An 18186-nucleotide genomic window follows, 5' to 3' on the forward strand; every position below is an offset into this window, starting at 1 on the left:
ATGGCAACCCTGGCCGAAGACAAGCCGACCAATCGCTTCCCAAAGATCACCGAAGAGGGTCTCGCAGACCTGCGTAAGCGCGTGGGCGTCAAGATCGAGAACACGGTCGAACCGTGGAACTATGAAGCGACGCGCGACGCCATCCGTCACTATGCGCACGGCATCGGCGACGACAATCCGCTGTGGTGCGACCCCGAATATGCGGCCAAGACAAAGTACGGGACGATCGTCGCGCTGCCGAGCTTCCTCTTCTCGACCAGCCGCATCGTCTCCGGCTATTGCGGCGGCCTGCCCGGCGTCCACGCGATGTGGGCCGGCGCCGACTGGACCTGGCACAAGCCAGTGTTACGCAACGACACGATCACCACAGAGGCGTATCTGAAGGACCTGATCGGGCATGACACGCGCTTTGCGGGCCGTGCCTATCAGCAAATCTACCATGTCGACTTCTACAATCAGCATGGCGATCTGGTGGCCGAGAGCGACAGCTACGTCTTCCGTACCGACCGCGACGAAGCGCGCGAGCGCGGTACCAAGTACACGGGCCAGGTCGGCAAGGTCGAAAAGCTGACCGACGAGCAGATGCAGGAATGGTTCGACCTGTATCGCAACGAGGAAATCCGGGGCGCCACGCCGCGTTACTGGGAGGACGTGACGGAAGGCGAGCAGCTGCCGCGCATGATGAAGGGGCCGATGACGGTCACCGGCTTTATCGGCTATGCGCAGGGCTGGGGCGGGCTCTACATCCGCACCAACAAGCTGCATTTCCAGCTGATCGACGCGCACCCGGGCCTGGGCATTCCCAACAAGTTCGGTGTGCGCGACGTGCCGGAGCGGGTCCACTGGGACGACGACTTCGCCCGCGAAGTCGGCACGCCCGGCGCGTATGATTACGGTCCCGAGCGCAACTCCTGGCTGACCCACCACATCACCAACTGGATCGGCGACGACGGCTTCCTGCACAAGCACAAGTGCCAAATCCGCCGGCACAATCCGGACGGCGACGTGATCTTCATCGACGGCGAGGTGACGCGCAAGTTCGAGGAGAACGGCAAGAAATATGTCGAGATCCGCCAGATCGCCACGACTCACCGGGGCGAGACCTCGGCGATCGGCACGGCCGTCGCGGAACTGCCGAGTAAGGCGTAAGCTGGGGGCTGGGGGAGGGCCTGAACGCAGTGCGTTCAGGCCCTTTGACCGGAATAATGAGGCGATTGCGTGGGATTACCGCTTCGCGGCGGTGATATATGCACGCGGCTGCTCGGCGCAGTTGCAACGCGGGTGATATGAGGATCAAGAAAGCGCAAAACCCGCACGGTCATGCGGGGCGGATGGAGAGGATTTGGCATGAGCGACTATAAGCCCGGGTCCCGGTGGAAGAGCGCGGTCGGTACCGGCGAGTTTGTGGTCGTCCGTCCGCCGTCGGGAGAAGGCGAGCTCACCTGCGGCGGCGCTGCCGTACTGGCCCATAATGCGGCCGCCGGTCCCGCTTCCGACGCGCCCGCGGGCAGCGAAGGCACCGCGGCGGGCAAACGCTACGCCGAAACTGAAAGCGGCATCGAAATCCTCTGCAGCAAGGCGGGTACCGGCGATCTTGCCTTTGCCGGCCGGCCGCTCGCGCGCAAGGATGCGAAGCCGCTTCCGGCATCGGACTGACCATGCGCACCACTTTGCTCCTCGACCTGACCGCCGACAGCTGCGGCGATCGCCTGGCGATCGGTCCGCGCGATGCGGGGATCGACTTTGCCCGGCTTCGCAATGCTGCGAGGGCCGCGGGCAAGGCGCTGGCCGAGGGCGGCGCCAAGACGCTGGTGTTTGTCGGCTTGAACGGCGCGGCCATGCCGCTGACCCTGTTCGCCGCCGGATATGCAGGGCTGCCGTTCGTGCCCGTCAACTATCGGCTGACCGATCCCGAGCTGCGCCGGCTGATCCAGCGCTGCGACACCCCGGCTGTCATTATCGACGACGATATGGCGCACCGGATCGCAGGCATTGACGGCGCCGCGATCCACCGCCGTTCTGCCTTCGAAGCGCAGTTTCTCGATCCGGACTTGCCCGAGCAGGACGTTGGCGAGGAGCCGGAGCAGGACATCGCAGTCCTTCTCTTTACCAGCGGCACGACCGGGGACCCTAAGGCTGCGGTGCTGCGCCATTCGAACCTCGTCAGCTATGTGATGTCCACGGTCGAGTTCCTCGGCGCGGACGAGGCCGAAGCCGCGCTCGTGAGCGTGCCGCCCTATCACATCGCCGGCATCTCGGCGGTTCTCAGCGCCAGCTACGGCGGCCGCAGGATCGTCTATCTGCCACAATTCTCAGCGGACGAGTGGGTCGCTGTCGCCGCGCGCGAGGGTATCACCCATGCGATGGTCGTGCCCACGATGCTCGACCGTATCCTGGACGCAATGGAGCGCAGCGGCGAAAGCCTGCCGGCCTTGCGCGCCTTGTCTTACGGCGGCGGCCGTATGCCGGAGCCGACAATCCACCGAGCGATGGCAAAGCTGCCGCAAGTGGACTTCGTCAACGCCTATGGCCTGACCGAGACGAGTTCGACGATCGCGCTGCTGGACGGCGCGGATCACCGCGCGGCTTTCGCTTCGGACGATGTGGCGGTGCGGCGTCGGCTCACATCTGTCGGCCGTCCGCTGCCTTCGCTCGAGCTGGAAATCCGCGATCCTGAGGGGAAGATCTGCCCGCCCGGCGTGTCGGGGGAAATCCATGTGCGCGGTGAGCAAGTCTCCGGCGAGTATCTCCACAAATCGGCACTGGCGGGCGACGGCTGGTTCCCGACCAACGACGCGGGCTGGCTCGACGACGCAGGCTATCTGTTCGTGGAAGGCCGGCTGGACGATGTGATCGTTCGCGGCGGCGAAAATATCTCGCCCGGCGAAATCGAGGACGTGTTGCGCAGCCATCCGGCGGTGGAAGATGCGGCCGTGCTTGGCCTGCCATGTGATAAATGGGGCGAAAAGGTCGCCGCGGCGATCGTCTGCCGATCGCAAGTAGACGAGGAGACGCTGAGCGCGCATGTCCGCAGCCATCTTCGCTCGACCAAGACCCCTGAGGCTTGGTTTTTCCGGACCGAGCTTCCGTACAACGAGACGGGCAAGCTGTTGCGCAGGGTGCTGAAGGCGGAGCTTGCCTGACTGGCCGCAAGGTCTGAAGACCGAGCCGTGATCTTCGCGCTTGATCCCTTCGACGAATCGTACTCGCCGCTGTCCGGCAATCCGCTGCAGTTGATCGATTTGCCGGGGGATGAGGCGCCAGCGGCGCCGATCCGGATCGGCGTCGATCGGGAGGGCCTGCTTCCTCCCTGTGATGTCGAACTGTTCGACGCGCTCGTCACGACATCCGCCGCAGCGCCTGCGCCATGGGTCAGCGTTTCTGCCGGCCGGCTGGAATCCGCCCTGAAGCGGGTCAGCGCCAATATCAGGCGTGCACCGGTCGCGGCGTCGATCCTGGCGCGGCTGCTGCGTCTCGGCGTGGGCCTGAGCTTCGATGCGGCCCTGGCGATGGAATCGTTCGCCTACTCGACTCTGCTTGGCGGAACTGAGTTCAAGTGTTGGCTGGCGGAGCGCCCGGCTAGCCAGCCTGCGCCGATTTCGCTCGCGCCAGTCCGCTATTCCCGTACCGGTGACGACGTGATCCTAACTCTCAGCGCACCGGAAACCCGCAACGCGATGACTGCGGCCATGCGCGATGCCCTTTACGAATCCTTGTTCAATGCGCTGCACGACCCGACTCAGCCCCGCGTCGAGCTGCGTGGGGAAGGGCGCTCCTTCTCGGTCGGAGGCGATCTGCAGGAATTCGGCAGCGCGACCGATCTGGCCACTGCGCATATCATCCGGATGCAGCGAAGCGCAGCGCTACTTATCCACGCGCTGGGAGATCGCGCCTCCGTAAGGCTGCACGGCGCGTGCATCGGGTCCGGCATCGAGATCGCCGCTGCAGCCACGCGGCGCGTCGCCGAGCGGGATTTCTACATGCAGCTTCCCGAACTCGGCATGGGATTGATCCCGGGCGCCGGCGGCACAATCACCCTGCCGCGAGCGATTGGACGTCAGCGCACCTTCTGGGCCGCGGCGGGAGGATTTCGGATACCGGTGGACACGGCGCTGGCCTGGGGATTGCTGCACGCGGCGGAGCCTTGATGAGAGCGCTCGAAGACGTCCTGAGGGAGCGGATCGCGCTGCTGCCGGCTTTGCAGGAGGCCCTGACGCCCGCGCTGCTGCTGCAGCGGGATGCGCCGGGTGGCTTGCGCGCGCCTGGACGGATCTCCGCCAATGGTCATTGCCGCCTCGTCGCCACCGCGGACGGCTGGGCCGCGCTGAACCTCGCGCGGCCCGATGACGTGGAGCTTGTGCCGGCGCTGACCAATGGTCGCGCAAGCGACTGGCAGGGGATTGCCGAAGCAGCCTCGTCCATGAACTGCTCCGAGTTCGTGCAGCGCGCGGTGGAGCTGCAGCTGCCGGTCGCCGCCCTCGGCGAGGCAATGTCCTTCGTGTTGGCGGAGGGGAAAAGCGCCGTTCCGGGCCGCGTCGTCGACCTTTCGGCGCTCTGGGCCGGCCCTCTCTGCGCCGGGCTGCTCGCGCGTGCGGGCGCCGATGTTGTCAGGATCGAAAGCGCCGGGCGGCCCGATCCGACGCCGCTGGCTTCTCCCCAGCTTGATCGCTTCCTGAACGGCAGCAAGAGCAGGATCACGCTCGACCTGACAGTGGCTGAATGCAGAGCGCGGCTGCGCGACGAAATCCTCGCTGCCGATGTGATCGTCACGAGCGGCCGGTCCGCGGGGCTCTCACGCATCGGGCTCGATCGAGATGAACTGGAGCGGGCACGGCCGGACCTGATCTGGGCCGCCATCACTGCGTATGGCTGGGAAATCGACCGCGTCGGCTTCGGCGACGACTGCGCTGTCGCCGGCGGTCTCGTGAAACCGGGCGAGCCCCCCAGCTTCATGGGCGATGCGCTTGCCGATCCGTTGACCGGGCTGGAGAGCGCATTGGCCGTCTGCGAGCGCGTTGCCCGTGGGGCGGGCGGCCTGCTCGACCTGCCCATGGCCGGCGTCGCCGCCGCCTATCGCCGGCGCATCGCCTCATGAACCTCATCATCCGCAATGTTCGTCCTTGGGGCGCCGCCGCGACTGATATCATCATTGATGATGGGCTCGTCGGCACCGGTGCGGGCAAGCGGGCCGAGTTCGACGGCAGGGGGCGGGTGCTCCTGCCGGGGCTCCACGACCATCACATCCACATCCTGGCGTCCGCCGCGAGGCGAAGCTCAGTCGATTTGGCGGGCCTCGTGGACGCGAAAGCGGTGGAAGCGGCGTTGCGCTCCGCTGCAGCCGCAGCGCCGCCCGGAGCGTGGCTGAGGGCGGTAGGCTATGACGAGGGCGCCGCCGGGCTACCGGACGCCGATCTGCTCGACGACTGGGTGTCCGACCGCCCGCTCAAGCTTCAGGACCGGACCGGTGCGCTATGGGCGCTGAATCGCCTTGGTCTGGCATCGCTTGGGGCGGCGACGTTTCCTCCAGGCTGCGAGCGCGACGCGGCGGGGCAGCCGACCGGCCGCTTCTGGCGCGAGGACCGATGGCTCGGCCGTCATCTGCCGCGCTCCAACATCGACGTGGCGGGGCTGGGATCGGAACTCGCCGCGCTTGGCGTAACGGGCCTTACCGACGCAGGGGCGGGCAACGGACCGGACGAGGCGGCTTTGCTCAGCTCCAGCGCATTGCCGCAAACACTGGTGTTGATGGGCAATGAAAGCCTGCCTCACGCGCATGAGTACAGGCGAGGCCCGCTCAAGCTTCTGATCGACGAACGCGATCCGCCTGATCTCGATGTGCTGGCCCGCCGCATCAGCGAAGCGAGAGGCCAGCGGCGAAACGTCGCAACGCATTGCGTCACGGCGACCGAACTTTCGCTGTTCCTCGCCGCGCTCGAGCTATCCGGCGGCGCTCTGTCGGGCGACCGCATCGAGCATGGCGGGGAGATCGCAACGGCAGCGATCGCGGCGATCGCGCAGACGCCGCTGACCGTCGTCACGAACCCCGCGTTCATTCACGACCGGGGGGACCGCTACCGCGACTCCATCGATCCTCAGCAATGGAGCGATCTGTATCGAGCCCGCAGCCTGATTGAGGCGAACATCCCGCTCGCGGCCGGTTCAGACGCACCTTATGCCAGCTTCGATCCTTGGTTGGGCATGCGAACGGCGCGCGATCGGTTGACGGCGACACGGCAGTCGCTCGGCCGGGGCGAGCGAATCTCGGCTCGCCAGGCACTGTGCCTTTACCTAGGCGAACCGCTCAACCCGGGCAGCGCGCGGACGATCGCTCCCGGAGCCCCCGCCGACTTCATGCTGTGCGATGGATCGCTTGACGAAGTGCTCGCGGACCTGACGCCCGATCGCGTAGCCGCGACTTTTGTTGCCGGCCGGCCCGTGTTCCAGCGCCGCTAGGCCGGCCGCCGCGGCAGTTCTACCTCGGCGACGGCGGTGGACAGCACTGTTCCGAGCTGGTTCGTCATCCGCGTGTCGATCTTGACCAGCGCGCGGCCATGTTCGTCGATGAACTTTTCGAGCACGGTTCCGGTCTGGATGGTGATGTCGCCGGTCAGCGCGGGCCCGCGGTAGTTGCAGTTCGAATGGCGGACCATGCCCCATTCGCCGGCCCATCCCGAAAGATAGTCGGTGATCCACGCCCCCATCGACGCGCCATAGCCATAGCCGCGAGGCATTCCGATATAGCGAGCCCAGCGCGGGAACAGATGCCCGCGCGACGGGCCTATATAGGCGCCGTCGGTATTCTCCGGATTGATCGCTTCCTCGGTCGGGTCCTGCTCGGGTCCCGCCATCGGACCGACGAAACCAAGCTCGGCCATATTCAGGTCGGTACGGCGGTGGGCTCCGCCCCACTGCGTGAAGGTGTAGGCGCGCCACTCTGTCGTGAAGCTCACGATTGAATGTGGGCCGAAGACGCGCTCGGGCAAGGCGTCGCCGACATTGACCGTTTCCCAATAGCGCGCCGAATGGCCGAGGTCGTGAAGCATGGCGATCCAGGCGAACTTGCGATGCTCGAGCTGCTCGAGTTCGTCATCGCTCCAGACCGGATCGTCACGGCCTTCGGTCGTGTTCGCCTGGCTCGCCTCACCAGCCTGCTGGGCATAGCGGATCGAGGTCGACCGCTGCTTCGCGATCAGATCGCCGTCTTGATTATAGTAGAAATTGTCGCCCCGCTGGAAACAGGTCGGACCGGCGAACTTTGTCTCCTTGACCGTGTAGTCGAACGGCACGCGCTCGTTCCAGATACGATCGCCGCCGCGAATGCGCGGGCCGTAGAACCACCATTCGTCGCCGCCGAACAGCATATGGGAGTTTGGGATGCTGCCGATGCAGGACGGCGCCGAACCATGGCCGTCGTCCATCGTCACCGGGAAGCTCTGCGGCGCGATCAGACCGCCGAAGCGGCTCTGCTGCGCGTAACCCAGGTCATAATGCAGCCGGTTGGGATAATGCATCGCCTGCACCCAGCGCCGGATATCTGCATTGGCGACGGGCTCCACCATCCGCGCCGGCTGCATCGGCTTGCCGATATACTGGTCGAGGTCGGAACAATCGAGAATGGCGTCGCTCATGAAGCACTCCGGGTAGGCGGTCTCCGGCAGCCTCACGAGAAAGCACGAGCGAAGGCAAGCCGGGCGCCGGCAAACTTCGCCGAGGCGCTGAATCCCTAGACCGTCTTCCAAAGCAGAACCGCGCGGTTCAACCAAGTTTCGGAGTGTGCCGTCAGCAGGGGAAGGCCATGTCGCTCGCCGGAACATATGAGTGCGTGCTGAAGACGCCGCTGGGCGTGAAATCCGGCTCGCTGGTGGTGGTGCCGTCCGACGATGGCGAGCATTTCACCGGCTCGTTGAGCAATGCGATGCTGGGCACGATGGACATCACCGACGGCGCGATCGACGGCAACATGCTGCTGTGCAGCCTTCAGGTCACCAAGCCGATGGCGATGAAGGTCGATTGCGAAGTCATCGTCGATGGCGACAAATTGGTCGGCTTCGTCACCGCCGGCGCCTTTGGCGAGATGCCGCTTTCGGGGCACCGAACCGCTTGACCTGGCGCGGCTTCAGCGCGCCTTCCACTTCGGCGCACGCTTCTCGGCAAAGGCGCGCGGGCCTTCGTGGGCGTCTTCCGACTTCATGAGCATGGCGATGAACCGCTGGTTCGTCGCCCAATCGTCGGTTTCCCGCAAATAGGCGCCGTTCGCGGTTCCCAGTGCGATTTGTTTGGAAGCCTGGACCGCGAGCGGCGCATTGGCCGCGATTTCCTGCGCCAGCGCCATCGCTGTCGGCATGACGTCCGCGGCCGTCACGACCCGGTTGATCAGGCCCAGCTCTGCCGCTCGCGCCGCCGAGATCGGCCGACCGGTCAGGATCATCTCCATCGCCTGCTTCAGCGGTACCTGGCGCGGTAGCCGGAACACGCCGCCGGCCGTTGCGATCAGGCCGACCTTCACTTCCGGCAGGCCGAACAAGGCATGGTCCGCCGCCACCACGAGGTCGCAGGCCAGCGCAATCTCGCAGCCGCCGCCCATGGCGGCGCCGTTCACCGCCGCGATCACCGGCTTGGAGATCGGGTGATTGACGACTCCGGCAAATCCCCAGCCGAGGTGCTTCGGGTCGCTCGGAACAGCAGGTTCCCCGCGAACGATCGCCTTGAGATCGGCCCCGGCGCAGAACGACTTGTCGCCCGCGGCGGTGATGATCACCGCACGGACGTGTGTGTTCCGATCGGCTTCTTCGAGCGCCTCGCCCACGCCCACCCACATCGCTAAATTGCAGGCGTTGCGCGCTTCGGGCCGATTCATCGTGATGACCAGCACATGGTCATGCAGTTCGACGAGAACGGGCTGCTCGCTTGAATCGGCCATTTGATCACTCCCCTTTGGCTTTTCGGCGACTCCTGAACGCAATGCCGTCCGTTATGGGCCTGTTTCCGCCCCTGTCACCGGGCCGGTCGAGCCATGGCCTCACATCGCAACGGCGATGGTGCCAAGGCCCCGATCTTCAGCTGCCGAATTTGTAGCGCAGCCGGGCGCCGTACATGCGGGGTTCGCCGATCACGCGCACATCATAGCCGAGGCCCAGCAGACCACCGGAATAGAGCGCATATTTCTCCTTCGTCACATTCGTCGCGAACACTGAAAGATCGAATGGGAGTCCGCCCACGTTTGTCCAGTCGACATTGACGTTGAGCAGATTTGTCGACGGTAGCAGGCCGGGGTTGAAGCCGACCTGAAAGACGAAAGGATCGTCCGCCCGGTTCGCATATTGCTTCGACGTATGCGTGTAGGTCGCACCCACGCTTAGCCGGCCCACGCTTTGGCTGAGCGGCAGCGTATAGGTTCCGGTCAACGTAAGCCGGTGCTTGGGCGAAAAGGCGAGCGAACCGCCCAGCGTCGCTGTGGGGATCACGCCCGAGTAGAAGGGATCGTTGCTGAGGTCCGGCAGGACGAACGACTGGAGCTTGGTGTCCAGATAGGCATAGCCGGCATCGAAACGTAATCCTTCGAAGGGTCGCACGGACAGGTCGGCTTCGAGGCCGCTGATCCGCGACTTGCCGGCATTGACCAGGACGTTGGTCGGAAACACGCCGGGCCGCGGAATCGTATTCGCCTGCAATTGCTGGTCGGTGAAGTCGTTGTAAAAGACGGCGACGTTGAAAATGCCTGGCACGGCGCCGGCAAATGACACCTTGCCGCCCAGCTCGTAAGTATCGACCTTCTCAGGCCCGGACGTGTTCAGAGCCGTACTGAGCGGCAACAGGTTGATCGTGCCCTGCCGATAACCGCGCGCGTATTTGGCATAGAGCAGGATTTCGTCCGTCGGCTTGTAGTCTAAGTCTATCAGCCATGTCGGCCGCGCCGATTTCTCGACGAAGACCTCTTCGCACCGCGCGCGATCATTGATCGATGGCAGCACGATCAGCGGATTCTTGGAGCAGGATGTAAAGGGCGTCAGGGCAGCGCCGAGGAACCGCGTCGTTACATTGCGCGCCCGCGCGCGGATACGATCGCTGGTGTAGCGAATGCCGCCAGTCACGCTGAACTGATCGGTGATATCGTAGGTCGCCTGCGCATAGGCGGCGATGTTGCGGAATCGGAATTTCTGGTCGAGAATGCCGACCGAGCTGGTCGCGCCCAGCGCCGGTATGCACTGCAACGCGGCCGCGTTCGCGCAGTTGATGAACAGCTGGTTGCGCTGGGTGTTCGCGCGCGTCGGGTTGCTGATTTCGAAATAACCTCCCGCCTGCCACTTCAGACGGTCGATCTGACCCTGGAACTGCAACTCCTCGGTGAAGGTGTATTGAGCGGCATTGGGCCCGATCGGCCCCGGCTCCACGGCGGACAGGCGGAAAGGAATCACCAGCTGCGGCGACAACGGCAACAGAAAGCGGTCGCCAAAGAAATTGGTTCGATTCTTCTCGGTGATTTGCGCGTAGCTGATGATGTTCTTGATGGTGAGCGAGTCGCTCGCCTGCCAAGTGGTCGTGTTGATTATCTGCCATTGCTCGATGCGGACCATCGGGTCCGGCACATCGTTCTCGACATCGTAGAAGCCGTCACCACGCGCAGCCTGCCGGTCGAGCTGCGCACAGGCGAACGGCGCCAGGAACTGAGAAGGTATGCGCGTCGCCGGGTTTCGCGGGCAGACGAACACCTGCGGCAAGTGACCGTGAGTGTCCGAGATGTTGTATGTGGCGATCAGATAGTTTTCGAGGGTGGGCGTCAGCTCGGCGAGTGCGCTTGCCCGGAAGCCCCAATAGTCGACATCCGCGAAATCGTCCGGCCCGATGCCCGAACGGTTGTGCAGATATCCGTCCCGCTTCATGCGATCGACGCCAAGGCGAATCTTGAAGGTCTCGGCCAGGGGGAGGTTGACGACCGCCTGAAAACGGCGCGCGGCATAATTGCCGATGGTGCCTTCGACATAGCCTTCGACTTGGTCCGTAGGCTTCCGCGGCACGAACAGCACCGCACCGCCGGTGGTATTGCGGCCGAACAGCGTGCCCTGCGGCCCTTTCAGGATCTGGACGTTCTGCAGGTCGAACAATGTGCCGGGAAGAGTGCCGTTGCCGCTGGGCGTAGGGCCCTGGGCGCGGGGCGCGACAACGTCCGCGAAATAGACCGCGACCGAGGGCTGGGTTCCGAGCTCCTGCACGAAACCGCGGATGGAGAATGACGATTTCTCCGTGCCATATTGGCGGTTGGAAGCGAGCGACGGCGTATAGACGGAAAGGTCGCTGGGATTGACGATATTGCGCTGATCCAGCTGCTCCTGATTGTAGACGGTCACGGAGATCGGAACGTCCTGAAGACGTTCTTCGAGGCGGCGAGCCGTTACGATGATGTCGGACGATCCGTCTGAGGAGGCCGATCTTGCGGTCTCCGCTGCCGGGGGCTGCGCCAGCAGGGGCGCGGTCAGTGAACAGACAGCGCTGCTACCCAACAGCAAGAACAGAAATGTCCGCGCCATACATTCTCTCCCTTTGCGTTGCTCGAACGTTTATTATTATTAGTGTAAGAAATATCCGGTTTGAGTGGGTTGTCAAACCGCGCCCCGACGCAGAGAAGGTCGTTCCAATGGACGGGATGCAGGACGCATGGACAGCGTTGCCTACAGGCGCGCCACCCAAGATGGCGCAAGTTATCGCGCGCGGGCTGCGTGCCGATATCGCTTCCGGTCGGCTCGCCAATGGGAAGCGGCTTCCACTGGAACCGGAACTGATCGCCAAATATGGCGTGTCGCGCGCGGTCGTCCGAGAAGCATTGCGCCTGCTTGAGTCCGCCGGCCTAGTCGTGGTCAAGCGCGGACCGAAGGGAGGCGCGGTCGTCACGCACAGGACCAGCGCCGTCGTACGCGAGTCCCTGCTGCTCAGCCTTCAGCTGGCGGAGGTCAGGCTGGGGGAGGTTTACGATTGCCTGCTGGGCGTCCTGCCCGCCGCCGCACGGCTTGCGGCGGAGAAGCGTCCCGCGGAGACGGCAGAAGCGCTCAGGCAACATTCCGAACGGCACCGGCGCAGCGTGAACGATCTCCATTCGTTCAGCCTCCAGAACCAGGCGTTCAATCAAGTAATGCTGGCGAATTGCGGCAATCACGCGATGCAGCTTTTCGCGTCCTCGATGCTCGAAATCATGCGCGAGGTCACCGATCCGGTGACGGCCATCATTCGGCACAAAATGAGCGAGACCCAGCTTCGCGAGGGCCTCGAAACGATGCTCAAATACCAGGACTATCTGGCGACGGTGATCGCCGACGGAAATGGAGCCCATGCGGGCGCCGTTTGGCGGCGCTATGTGGAGCGTGTCGGAGAGCGCTTTTTCCGGCTCATCCCGCGCGACCTCGAACTGATTAGCGACGCCTCTCTCCGGCGTGGAAGAGATTCGGTCCTCTAGATCGCGCGAAGGTTATCGCCGGGGCGGTTATGTCAGAATCTCCGTTCGCTGCTAGGCTCGAACTCGAATTAACGGGGTTTGGCAGTGGATTTCTCATTCAGTGATGAACAACGAACGATTCGCGCCGCAATCCTGAAGCATTGCAGCCAATTTTCCGAAGATTACTGGCTGGACCGCGATCGCACCGGCACGTTCCCCGAAAACTTTTATCGATCCCTCGCCGACGCCGGCTGGCTGGGTGTCGCCATGCCGGAAGCGTTCGGCGGCTCGGGGCTTGGCATCACCGAAGCCGCGATCATGATGCAGGCGATCGCCGAAAGCGGGGCAGGGATGAGCGGGGCCTCGGCCGTCCACATCAATATTTTCGGGCTGGAACCCATCGTGCTCTACGGGACGGAAGAGCAGAAGCGCCGCGCCATCCCGCGGATCGTCAGCGGCGCGGACAAGGCGTGCTTCGCCGTGACCGAGCCGAATGTCGGCCTGAACACGACCCAGCTCAAGGTGCGCGCCGAGCGGAAGGAGGGCGGCTATCTCGTCAACGGCGAGAAGATCTGGATTTCGACGGCACAGGTCGCGAACAAGATGCTGCTGCTGGCGCGGACCAAGCCGCTTGAGGAGGTCAGCCGCAAGACCGACGGCCTTACCCTGTTCTATACCGACTTCGATCGGTCGAAGATCGATGTGCGGCTGATTCACAAGATGGGCCGCCACGCCGTCGATTCGAACATGCTGTTCATCGAGGATTTGTGGGTGCCCGAGACTGATCGGATCGGCGCCGAAAATGACGGCTTCAAGATCATCTTGCAGGGCCTCAACCCCGAGCGGATCCTGATCGCCGCCGAAGCGATCGGCATCGGTCGGGCTGCCATCGATCGCGCTTCCAGATATGCGCGCGAGCGCGTCGTGTTCGGCCGACCGATCGGTCAGAACCAGGGCATCCAGCACCCGTTGGCGAAATGCTGGGCGCAGCTGGAAGCGGCCAATTTGATGACGATGAAGGCCGCCACTCTGTTCGACAATGGCGAGGATTGCGGCGTCGAAGCAAATGCCGCCAAATATCTCGCCGGCGAATTCGCTTTCGAAGCCTGCCACACGGCCATGCTCACGCTCGGCGGCATGGGCTATGCGCAGGAATATCATGTGGAACGCTATTTGCGCGAAAGTCTGATCCCACGCACCGCCCCGGTCAGTCCTCACATGATCCTCAACTTCCTGGCCGAGAAGGTCCTGGAACTGCCGAAATCCTATTGAGGCAATGACAAGATGATCGATTCTTCGCGTTCTGCCGGCGATGTCAGCGATCTGGAACGGCCGGTCACCCTGGGCCCCGAGGCCTATACCTCTGCCGACTATGCCCGAGCCGAATCCGAGCGCCTGTTTCGCAAGGCCTGGCTGCAGGCCGGGCGCCTGGAAGACATCCCCGAACCTGGCGATTTCATCACCTACCAGCTCGGCCCCGATTCCGTAATCGTGATCCGCACCGACGAAGGCATCGCTGCCTACCACAATGTCTGTCCGCACCGCGGCCGGCGCCTGATCGACGTTCCCGCGAGGCAGCGGAACGCGCGCGGAAAGCGCAAGAGCTTCGTCTGCGGCTACCACGGCTGGAGCTTCGATCTTGCCGGCCGCAACATCTACATTCCTCACGCCGACGACTGGCAGGGCTGCCTGTCCGCCGACCGGACCGGACTGGGGCGCGTGGCGGTGGACAGCTGGGGCGGCTGGATTTGGATCAATCTCGACGGCAAGGCGGGTCCGCTGCGCGACTGGTTGGAGCCGGCCGCGACCATGCTCGACCCCTATCAACTCCAGAATATGCGGCCGCGCTGGCGCAAATGGGTGGTGTTCGACTGCAACTGGAAAGTGGCGATGGAAGCCTTCGCCGAGACTTATCATGTCTCGACCACGCACCCTGAATTCAACGCCTTCGGCCAGTTCCGCGGCTGGGCGCGCAACCAGGGGCTGCACTCGAACATCGGCTACGATGCGCCGAAGGGCCAGGAAGAGGATGCCGGCAAGCTGCGATTGGGCACAGGCGGCGATCCGCGCCTGACGACGGCGGAGCTTCAGGACTTTACCTGGGCCAATGCGAACACCAACACGACCCTGACCATGGTGGAGGCGGCGCGGCGTCTGAAAGACGAGCTGCCGGAAGGGACGCCGCCCGCCGAGGTGTCGCGGCACTGGATCGCGTCCGCCCGCGCCGCCGATGCCGCCCGCGGAGTCGATTGGCCGATGGTGGAACCCGGCCACACCGCGCAGGCTGGCACGGCGTGGCAGATCTTCCCCAATTTCCAGATCGGCCATGCAGTAAACAACATGCTCTGTTACGCGGCCCGTCCCTATGGAGCGGACCCCGACAAGTGCATCTTCGAAGCGGCCGTGTACGAACTCTATCCCGAGGGCGAGGCGCCGCTCACGGAGTGGGAATATACCGAGCCGGCCGACTGGCCGCCGGTGCTGCAGCAGGACTTCGCCAACATGGCGGCGGTGCAGCAGGGCATGAAGGATGGCGGATTTCGCGGCGCGTTGCCCAACCCCTATATGGAGCGGTCGATCGCCAGCCTTCATCAAAACCTGGCCCGCTACATGGGGCAGGGGGCGCCGCAACCGCTCCGCTGACCTCGGCTCACCATTGTTCGGACCGGCTAGGCCGTCAACGCTCAGCCAATCATTCGAACGGCTCTTCGCCTTCGAGCTTGGTGCGGTGCATCATCCGGCCGCAGGTCGGATCATAGGCTTCCGCACGGTGCATGGTGCCGGTGTTGTCCCACATGACAAGATCGCCGACCGACCATTCGTGGCTGTAGCTGAATTCCTCGCGGGTCGCCCATTCGCGCAGGCCGTGGATGATGATCGCGCTCTCGACCGGCTCCTTGCCGATGATGCGCTGCGTGGTGCAGCCGATGACCAAAGACTCACGGCCGGATTGATGTTTCCAGACCAGCGGCAGCTCATTTTCGCCCACTGAAGCCATACCTTTGATTTTCGCGGCAGGCGGCTCCGGCTCATAATAAAACAAGGTCGGCCAAACCGCGTGGATCGCGCGCAGGCCCGAGAGTTCCGCCTTGCGCTCGGCGGGCAAAGCATCCCACGCGGCATAAGTATTGCAGAAGCCGGTATTGCCAGTGCCCTTCGGCGAAGGCACCTTGCACGAGAGCAGCGAAGCCAGGATCGGCACGTCGTTCATCGTCCCGTCGATGTGCCAGTAGAGCGAGCCCTTCAGATATTCGGCACTGGCGCTTTCCTTGGCGTCAAGCGTGATCTTGGTCGGGCCGTCCCCTTTGCCCTCGGGTGCATATTTGCCCAGCGTTTCGGTGAAGGCGATCTGCTCCGCATCGTCGAAGCCGATTTCGGGAAAGACGAGCACTCCACGCTCCTCGAGCAGCTCGCGGATGGCGGGCCCGAGATCGCCCGAGAGCAGCTCCTCTTTGGGGTTGAGGACGCGGCTGGCGATGCTCGGTTTGATCGGTTCGTGACGCAGTCCAAGCCTGGACTCAATTGCAGTGGCCATGATCACTCTCCCGTCCGCAGCCGGGCCGGTCGGGGCGCTGAGGTAGCCCTTACCCGCGGCTGCTGCGCAAGCCACACTTTCTACCAATGCCAGAGCCCTGTGAAGGTGGAACGCGCGAGGCTATGCTTTGCAGAGGCAATATCGCCAGGGCGAGCTTTGCTCCTGTGCGCTGCGCATGCGAGACGCGGCGCCCAGGCTCGTGGAGAAGAAATGGCATGAGGAAGAGGCAGGGACCGCTCGCAGACGTGCGCATCGTGGAAATGGAAGCGATCGGCCCCGTGCCGCTTGCAGCTATGATCCTGGCGGACATGGGCGCCGATGTGGTCCGGCTGGTCCGGCCGGGACACCAGGCGATGGGCGGAGCGGTCCTGAGTCGAAGCCGCACGACTGTCGAAGTGGACTTGAAGACGCCGGAAGGACGGGAGGCGGCGCTGGCGCTGATCGCTCAGGCGGATGCGCTCATCGAGGGCTACCGGCCCGGCGTGATGGAGCGGCTCGGCCTTGGGCCGGACCAAGTCCGCGCAGATAATTCCAGGCTGGTGTTCGGGCGAATGACCGGATGGGGCCAGACGGGGCCGCTCGCGTCCCTCGCCGGACATGACATCAATTATATTTCTTTGACCGGCGCCCTGCACGCGATCGGACGTGCCGGGTCGCCTCCTTTGCCCCCGCTCAATTTGGTCGGCGATTATGGTGGCGGCGCCATGTTCCTGATTTCGGGCCTGCTGGCCGGCATCATCCGGGCGCGCGAGACGGGCAAGGGTGATGTGGTGGACGTCGCCATGACCGAAGGCACGCTCACGCTTCTATCCATGTTCCATGCTTTCATTGCCGACAATCAATGGCAGGATCGCCGGGAGGCTAACCTGCTTGACGGCGGCGCCCATTTCTATCGGTGCTATGAGTGTGCCGACGGCAAGCATGTCGCAGTCGGCTGCCTGGAGCCGCAATTCTATGCCGCTTGCCTGGCCGGCCTGGGGCTCGATCCCGCGACACACCCGCAATATCCAGCGAGCCGCTGGCCAGAAATGGCCGAAGCATTCGCCAGGTGCTTCCGAGGCAAGACGCGCGACCAGTGGGCCGAGCTCTTCGCGGGCACGGACGCCTGCATCACGCCAGTGCTGAGCTTCGAGGAAGCGCCGAACCACGACCACAACCTCAGCCGCCGAAGCTATGCGGACGTAGATGGGGTTGCGCAGGCCGCTCCCGCGCCGAGATTCTCGGACGCTCCGACAAGCGTGCGAGCGGCGCGGTTGTCGACGGTGGAGAATGTCTTGGAAAGCTGGAGCCGGCGAAACGCGACCCAATGTGCATCATAGCCGTAGCTTACCAGGTCAACTCCGATTGGCCCCTGCTGGCGATTGCCAACCGCGACGAGTTTCACGACCGGCCGTCAGCGCCGCTAAGCCAGTGGGAAGACTGCCCGGACGTCATTGCAGGGCGTGACATCGAAGCCGGGGGCACCTGGCTAGGGGTCACCCATAGCGGTCGCCTCGCTGCCGTTTCCAACGTGCGCCGGGTCGAGGGCGCACCGGTGCCTGACGGATCGAGAGGCGTGCTCGTCCTGGACTATCTCAACAATGGGCTGTTGCCGACGGATGAAGCCGCCCAACTGATCCGCCCCTTCAACCTGATCACAGTCGGCCCCGCCGGACCAATCTTCCTGACCAACCGGCCGAGGTCTCGCCGCCAGGTTCTGAAGAGGGGAATTCATGTCTTCTCCAACGGAGCCTTGAATGATCATTGGCCTAAGACGAGGCGCCTCAAATCCGCTCTCGCAGGACGGATTTCGTCATCCGCTCCGCTCGACCTCACCGGCCTGTTCGACGAACTCGCTCCTGAAACGGCGGCTTCTTGTTCTGCCGACCCGATCGAGGAGAGCATCTTCGTATTGGGCCCGACCTATGGAACCCGATGCAGTACGGTACTTGGCGTAGATGCGTCTGGCGCCGGCAAGATCGTCGAGCGTAGTTTCGGGCCGACAGGAGAGTTTCTGGGGGAGTCCAGTGGCGCCTTCGCGTGGCCGACGCCGCCCTGCTGAGGCTCGGTCCTGGTGAGCATGGGCATCGCTCAAGCGATGCCGCGTCCTACAGGCTCGCCAATGCAGATCTCGAAGCTAGACGCTCCGGGACGCGGCCTTTCAAGGGCCAGCAGCGACGAGGCAAGCATGCGCGACATCGACCATTTCATCGTCGGCGGCCCCGGCGGTTCTGCGGGCCGCTTCGGC

At 64.1% G+C, this 18186-nt stretch carries 16 protein-coding genes; 12 read left to right on the forward strand and 4 right to left on the reverse strand.

Annotated elements, in window-relative coordinates; genetic code table 11:
- The 6 genes from ACFSCW_RS15890 (at position 1) to ACFSCW_RS15915 (ending at position 6453) form a co-directional block, all read left to right on the forward strand.
- Entirely contained in the window at positions 1 to 1149 is a 1149-nt protein-coding gene (locus ACFSCW_RS15890; protein ID WP_380891232.1) for an FAS1-like dehydratase domain-containing protein, read from the forward strand.
- Positions 1150 to 1347: 198 nt separating this feature from the next.
- Entirely contained in the window at positions 1348 to 1656 is a 309-nt protein-coding gene (locus ACFSCW_RS15895; protein WP_380891234.1) for a hypothetical protein, read from the forward strand.
- Between the two features lie 2 nt (positions 1657 to 1658).
- A complete protein-coding gene (locus ACFSCW_RS15900) occupies positions 1659 to 3143 on the forward strand; it encodes a class I adenylate-forming enzyme family protein (protein WP_380891236.1) in 1485 nt (494 codons plus the stop codon).
- Between the two features lie 27 nt (positions 3144 to 3170).
- On the forward strand, positions 3171 to 4148 hold the full coding sequence (locus ACFSCW_RS15905) for an enoyl-CoA hydratase/isomerase family protein (protein WP_380891239.1): 978 nt from the start codon (positions 3171 to 3173) through the stop codon (positions 4146 to 4148).
- Positions 4148 to 5095 carry a CoA transferase gene (locus ACFSCW_RS15910; protein WP_380891240.1) on the forward strand — a complete coding sequence of 316 codons (948 nt, stop codon included), beginning with the start codon at positions 4148 to 4150 and terminating at the stop codon, positions 5093 to 5095. The genes ACFSCW_RS15905 and ACFSCW_RS15910 overlap by 1 nt, the downstream gene beginning before the upstream one ends.
- Positions 5092 to 6453: an amidohydrolase family protein gene (locus tag ACFSCW_RS15915; RefSeq protein WP_380891242.1), complete on the forward strand. Its 1362-nt coding sequence runs from the start codon at positions 5092 to 5094 to the stop codon at positions 6451 to 6453. The genes ACFSCW_RS15910 and ACFSCW_RS15915 overlap by 4 nt, the downstream gene beginning before the upstream one ends.
- Here the strand turns inward: ACFSCW_RS15915 and ACFSCW_RS15920 are convergent.
- Complete coding sequence (locus ACFSCW_RS15920) at positions 6450 to 7628, reverse strand: FAS1-like dehydratase domain-containing protein (protein WP_380891245.1); 1179 nt, start codon at positions 7626 to 7628, stop codon at positions 6450 to 6452. The two genes, ACFSCW_RS15915 and ACFSCW_RS15920, sit on opposite strands and share 4 nt — an antisense overlap.
- A 167-nt stretch (positions 7629 to 7795) precedes the next feature.
- On the opposite strand from ACFSCW_RS15920, the gene ACFSCW_RS15925 reads away from it, so the two are divergent.
- Entirely contained in the window at positions 7796 to 8104 is a 309-nt protein-coding gene (locus ACFSCW_RS15925) for a hypothetical protein (RefSeq protein ID WP_380891246.1), read from the forward strand.
- A gap of 12 nt (positions 8105 to 8116) precedes the next feature.
- On the opposite strand, the gene ACFSCW_RS15930 is transcribed toward ACFSCW_RS15925, so the two are convergent.
- Positions 8117 to 8920, reverse strand: a complete 804-nt coding sequence (locus ACFSCW_RS15930; RefSeq protein WP_380891249.1) for a crotonase/enoyl-CoA hydratase family protein — start codon at positions 8918 to 8920, stop codon at positions 8117 to 8119.
- A 136-nt stretch (positions 8921 to 9056) separates the two neighbouring features.
- A complete protein-coding gene (locus tag ACFSCW_RS15935) occupies positions 9057 to 11525 on the reverse strand; it encodes a TonB-dependent receptor (RefSeq protein WP_380891251.1) in 2469 nt (822 codons plus the stop codon).
- On the opposite strand from ACFSCW_RS15935, the gene ACFSCW_RS15940 reads away from it, so the two are divergent.
- The 3 genes from ACFSCW_RS15940 (at position 11513) to ACFSCW_RS15950 (ending at position 15067) form a co-directional block, all read left to right on the forward strand.
- Positions 11513 to 12445, forward strand: coding sequence for a FadR/GntR family transcriptional regulator (locus ACFSCW_RS15940; RefSeq protein ID WP_380891253.1), 933 nt, complete (start codon positions 11513 to 11515; stop codon positions 12443 to 12445). The two genes, ACFSCW_RS15935 and ACFSCW_RS15940, sit on opposite strands and share 13 nt — an antisense overlap.
- An 84-nt stretch (positions 12446 to 12529) precedes the next feature.
- Positions 12530 to 13696: an acyl-CoA dehydrogenase family protein gene (locus ACFSCW_RS15945; protein WP_380891255.1), complete on the forward strand. Its 1167-nt coding sequence runs from the start codon at positions 12530 to 12532 to the stop codon at positions 13694 to 13696.
- A 12-nt stretch (positions 13697 to 13708) separates the two neighbouring features.
- Complete coding sequence (locus ACFSCW_RS15950; RefSeq protein ID WP_380891258.1) at positions 13709 to 15067, forward strand: aromatic ring-hydroxylating oxygenase subunit alpha; 1359 nt, start codon at positions 13709 to 13711, stop codon at positions 15065 to 15067.
- A gap of 49 nt (positions 15068 to 15116) precedes the next feature.
- On the opposite strand, the gene ACFSCW_RS15955 is transcribed toward ACFSCW_RS15950, so the two are convergent.
- Positions 15117 to 15959, reverse strand: a complete 843-nt coding sequence (locus ACFSCW_RS15955; RefSeq protein ID WP_380891261.1) for a TauD/TfdA dioxygenase family protein — start codon at positions 15957 to 15959, stop codon at positions 15117 to 15119.
- 215 nt (positions 15960 to 16174) lie between these two features.
- Here ACFSCW_RS15955 and ACFSCW_RS15960 point away from each other — a divergent pair, with 215 nt between their 5' ends.
- Entirely contained in the window at positions 16175 to 17278 is a 1104-nt protein-coding gene (locus ACFSCW_RS15960) for a CaiB/BaiF CoA transferase family protein (RefSeq protein ID WP_380891264.1), read from the forward strand.
- A complete protein-coding gene (locus tag ACFSCW_RS15965) occupies positions 17266 to 18000 on the forward strand; it encodes an NRDE family protein (protein ID WP_380891267.1) in 735 nt (244 codons plus the stop codon). The genes ACFSCW_RS15960 and ACFSCW_RS15965 overlap by 13 nt, the downstream gene beginning before the upstream one ends.
- Positions 18001 to 18186: the final 186 nt, after the last annotated feature.

Source organism: Sphingomonas tabacisoli (assembly GCF_042678385.1).
Lineage (GTDB): Bacteria > Pseudomonadota > Alphaproteobacteria > Sphingomonadales > Sphingomonadaceae > Sphingomonas_B > Sphingomonas_B tabacisoli.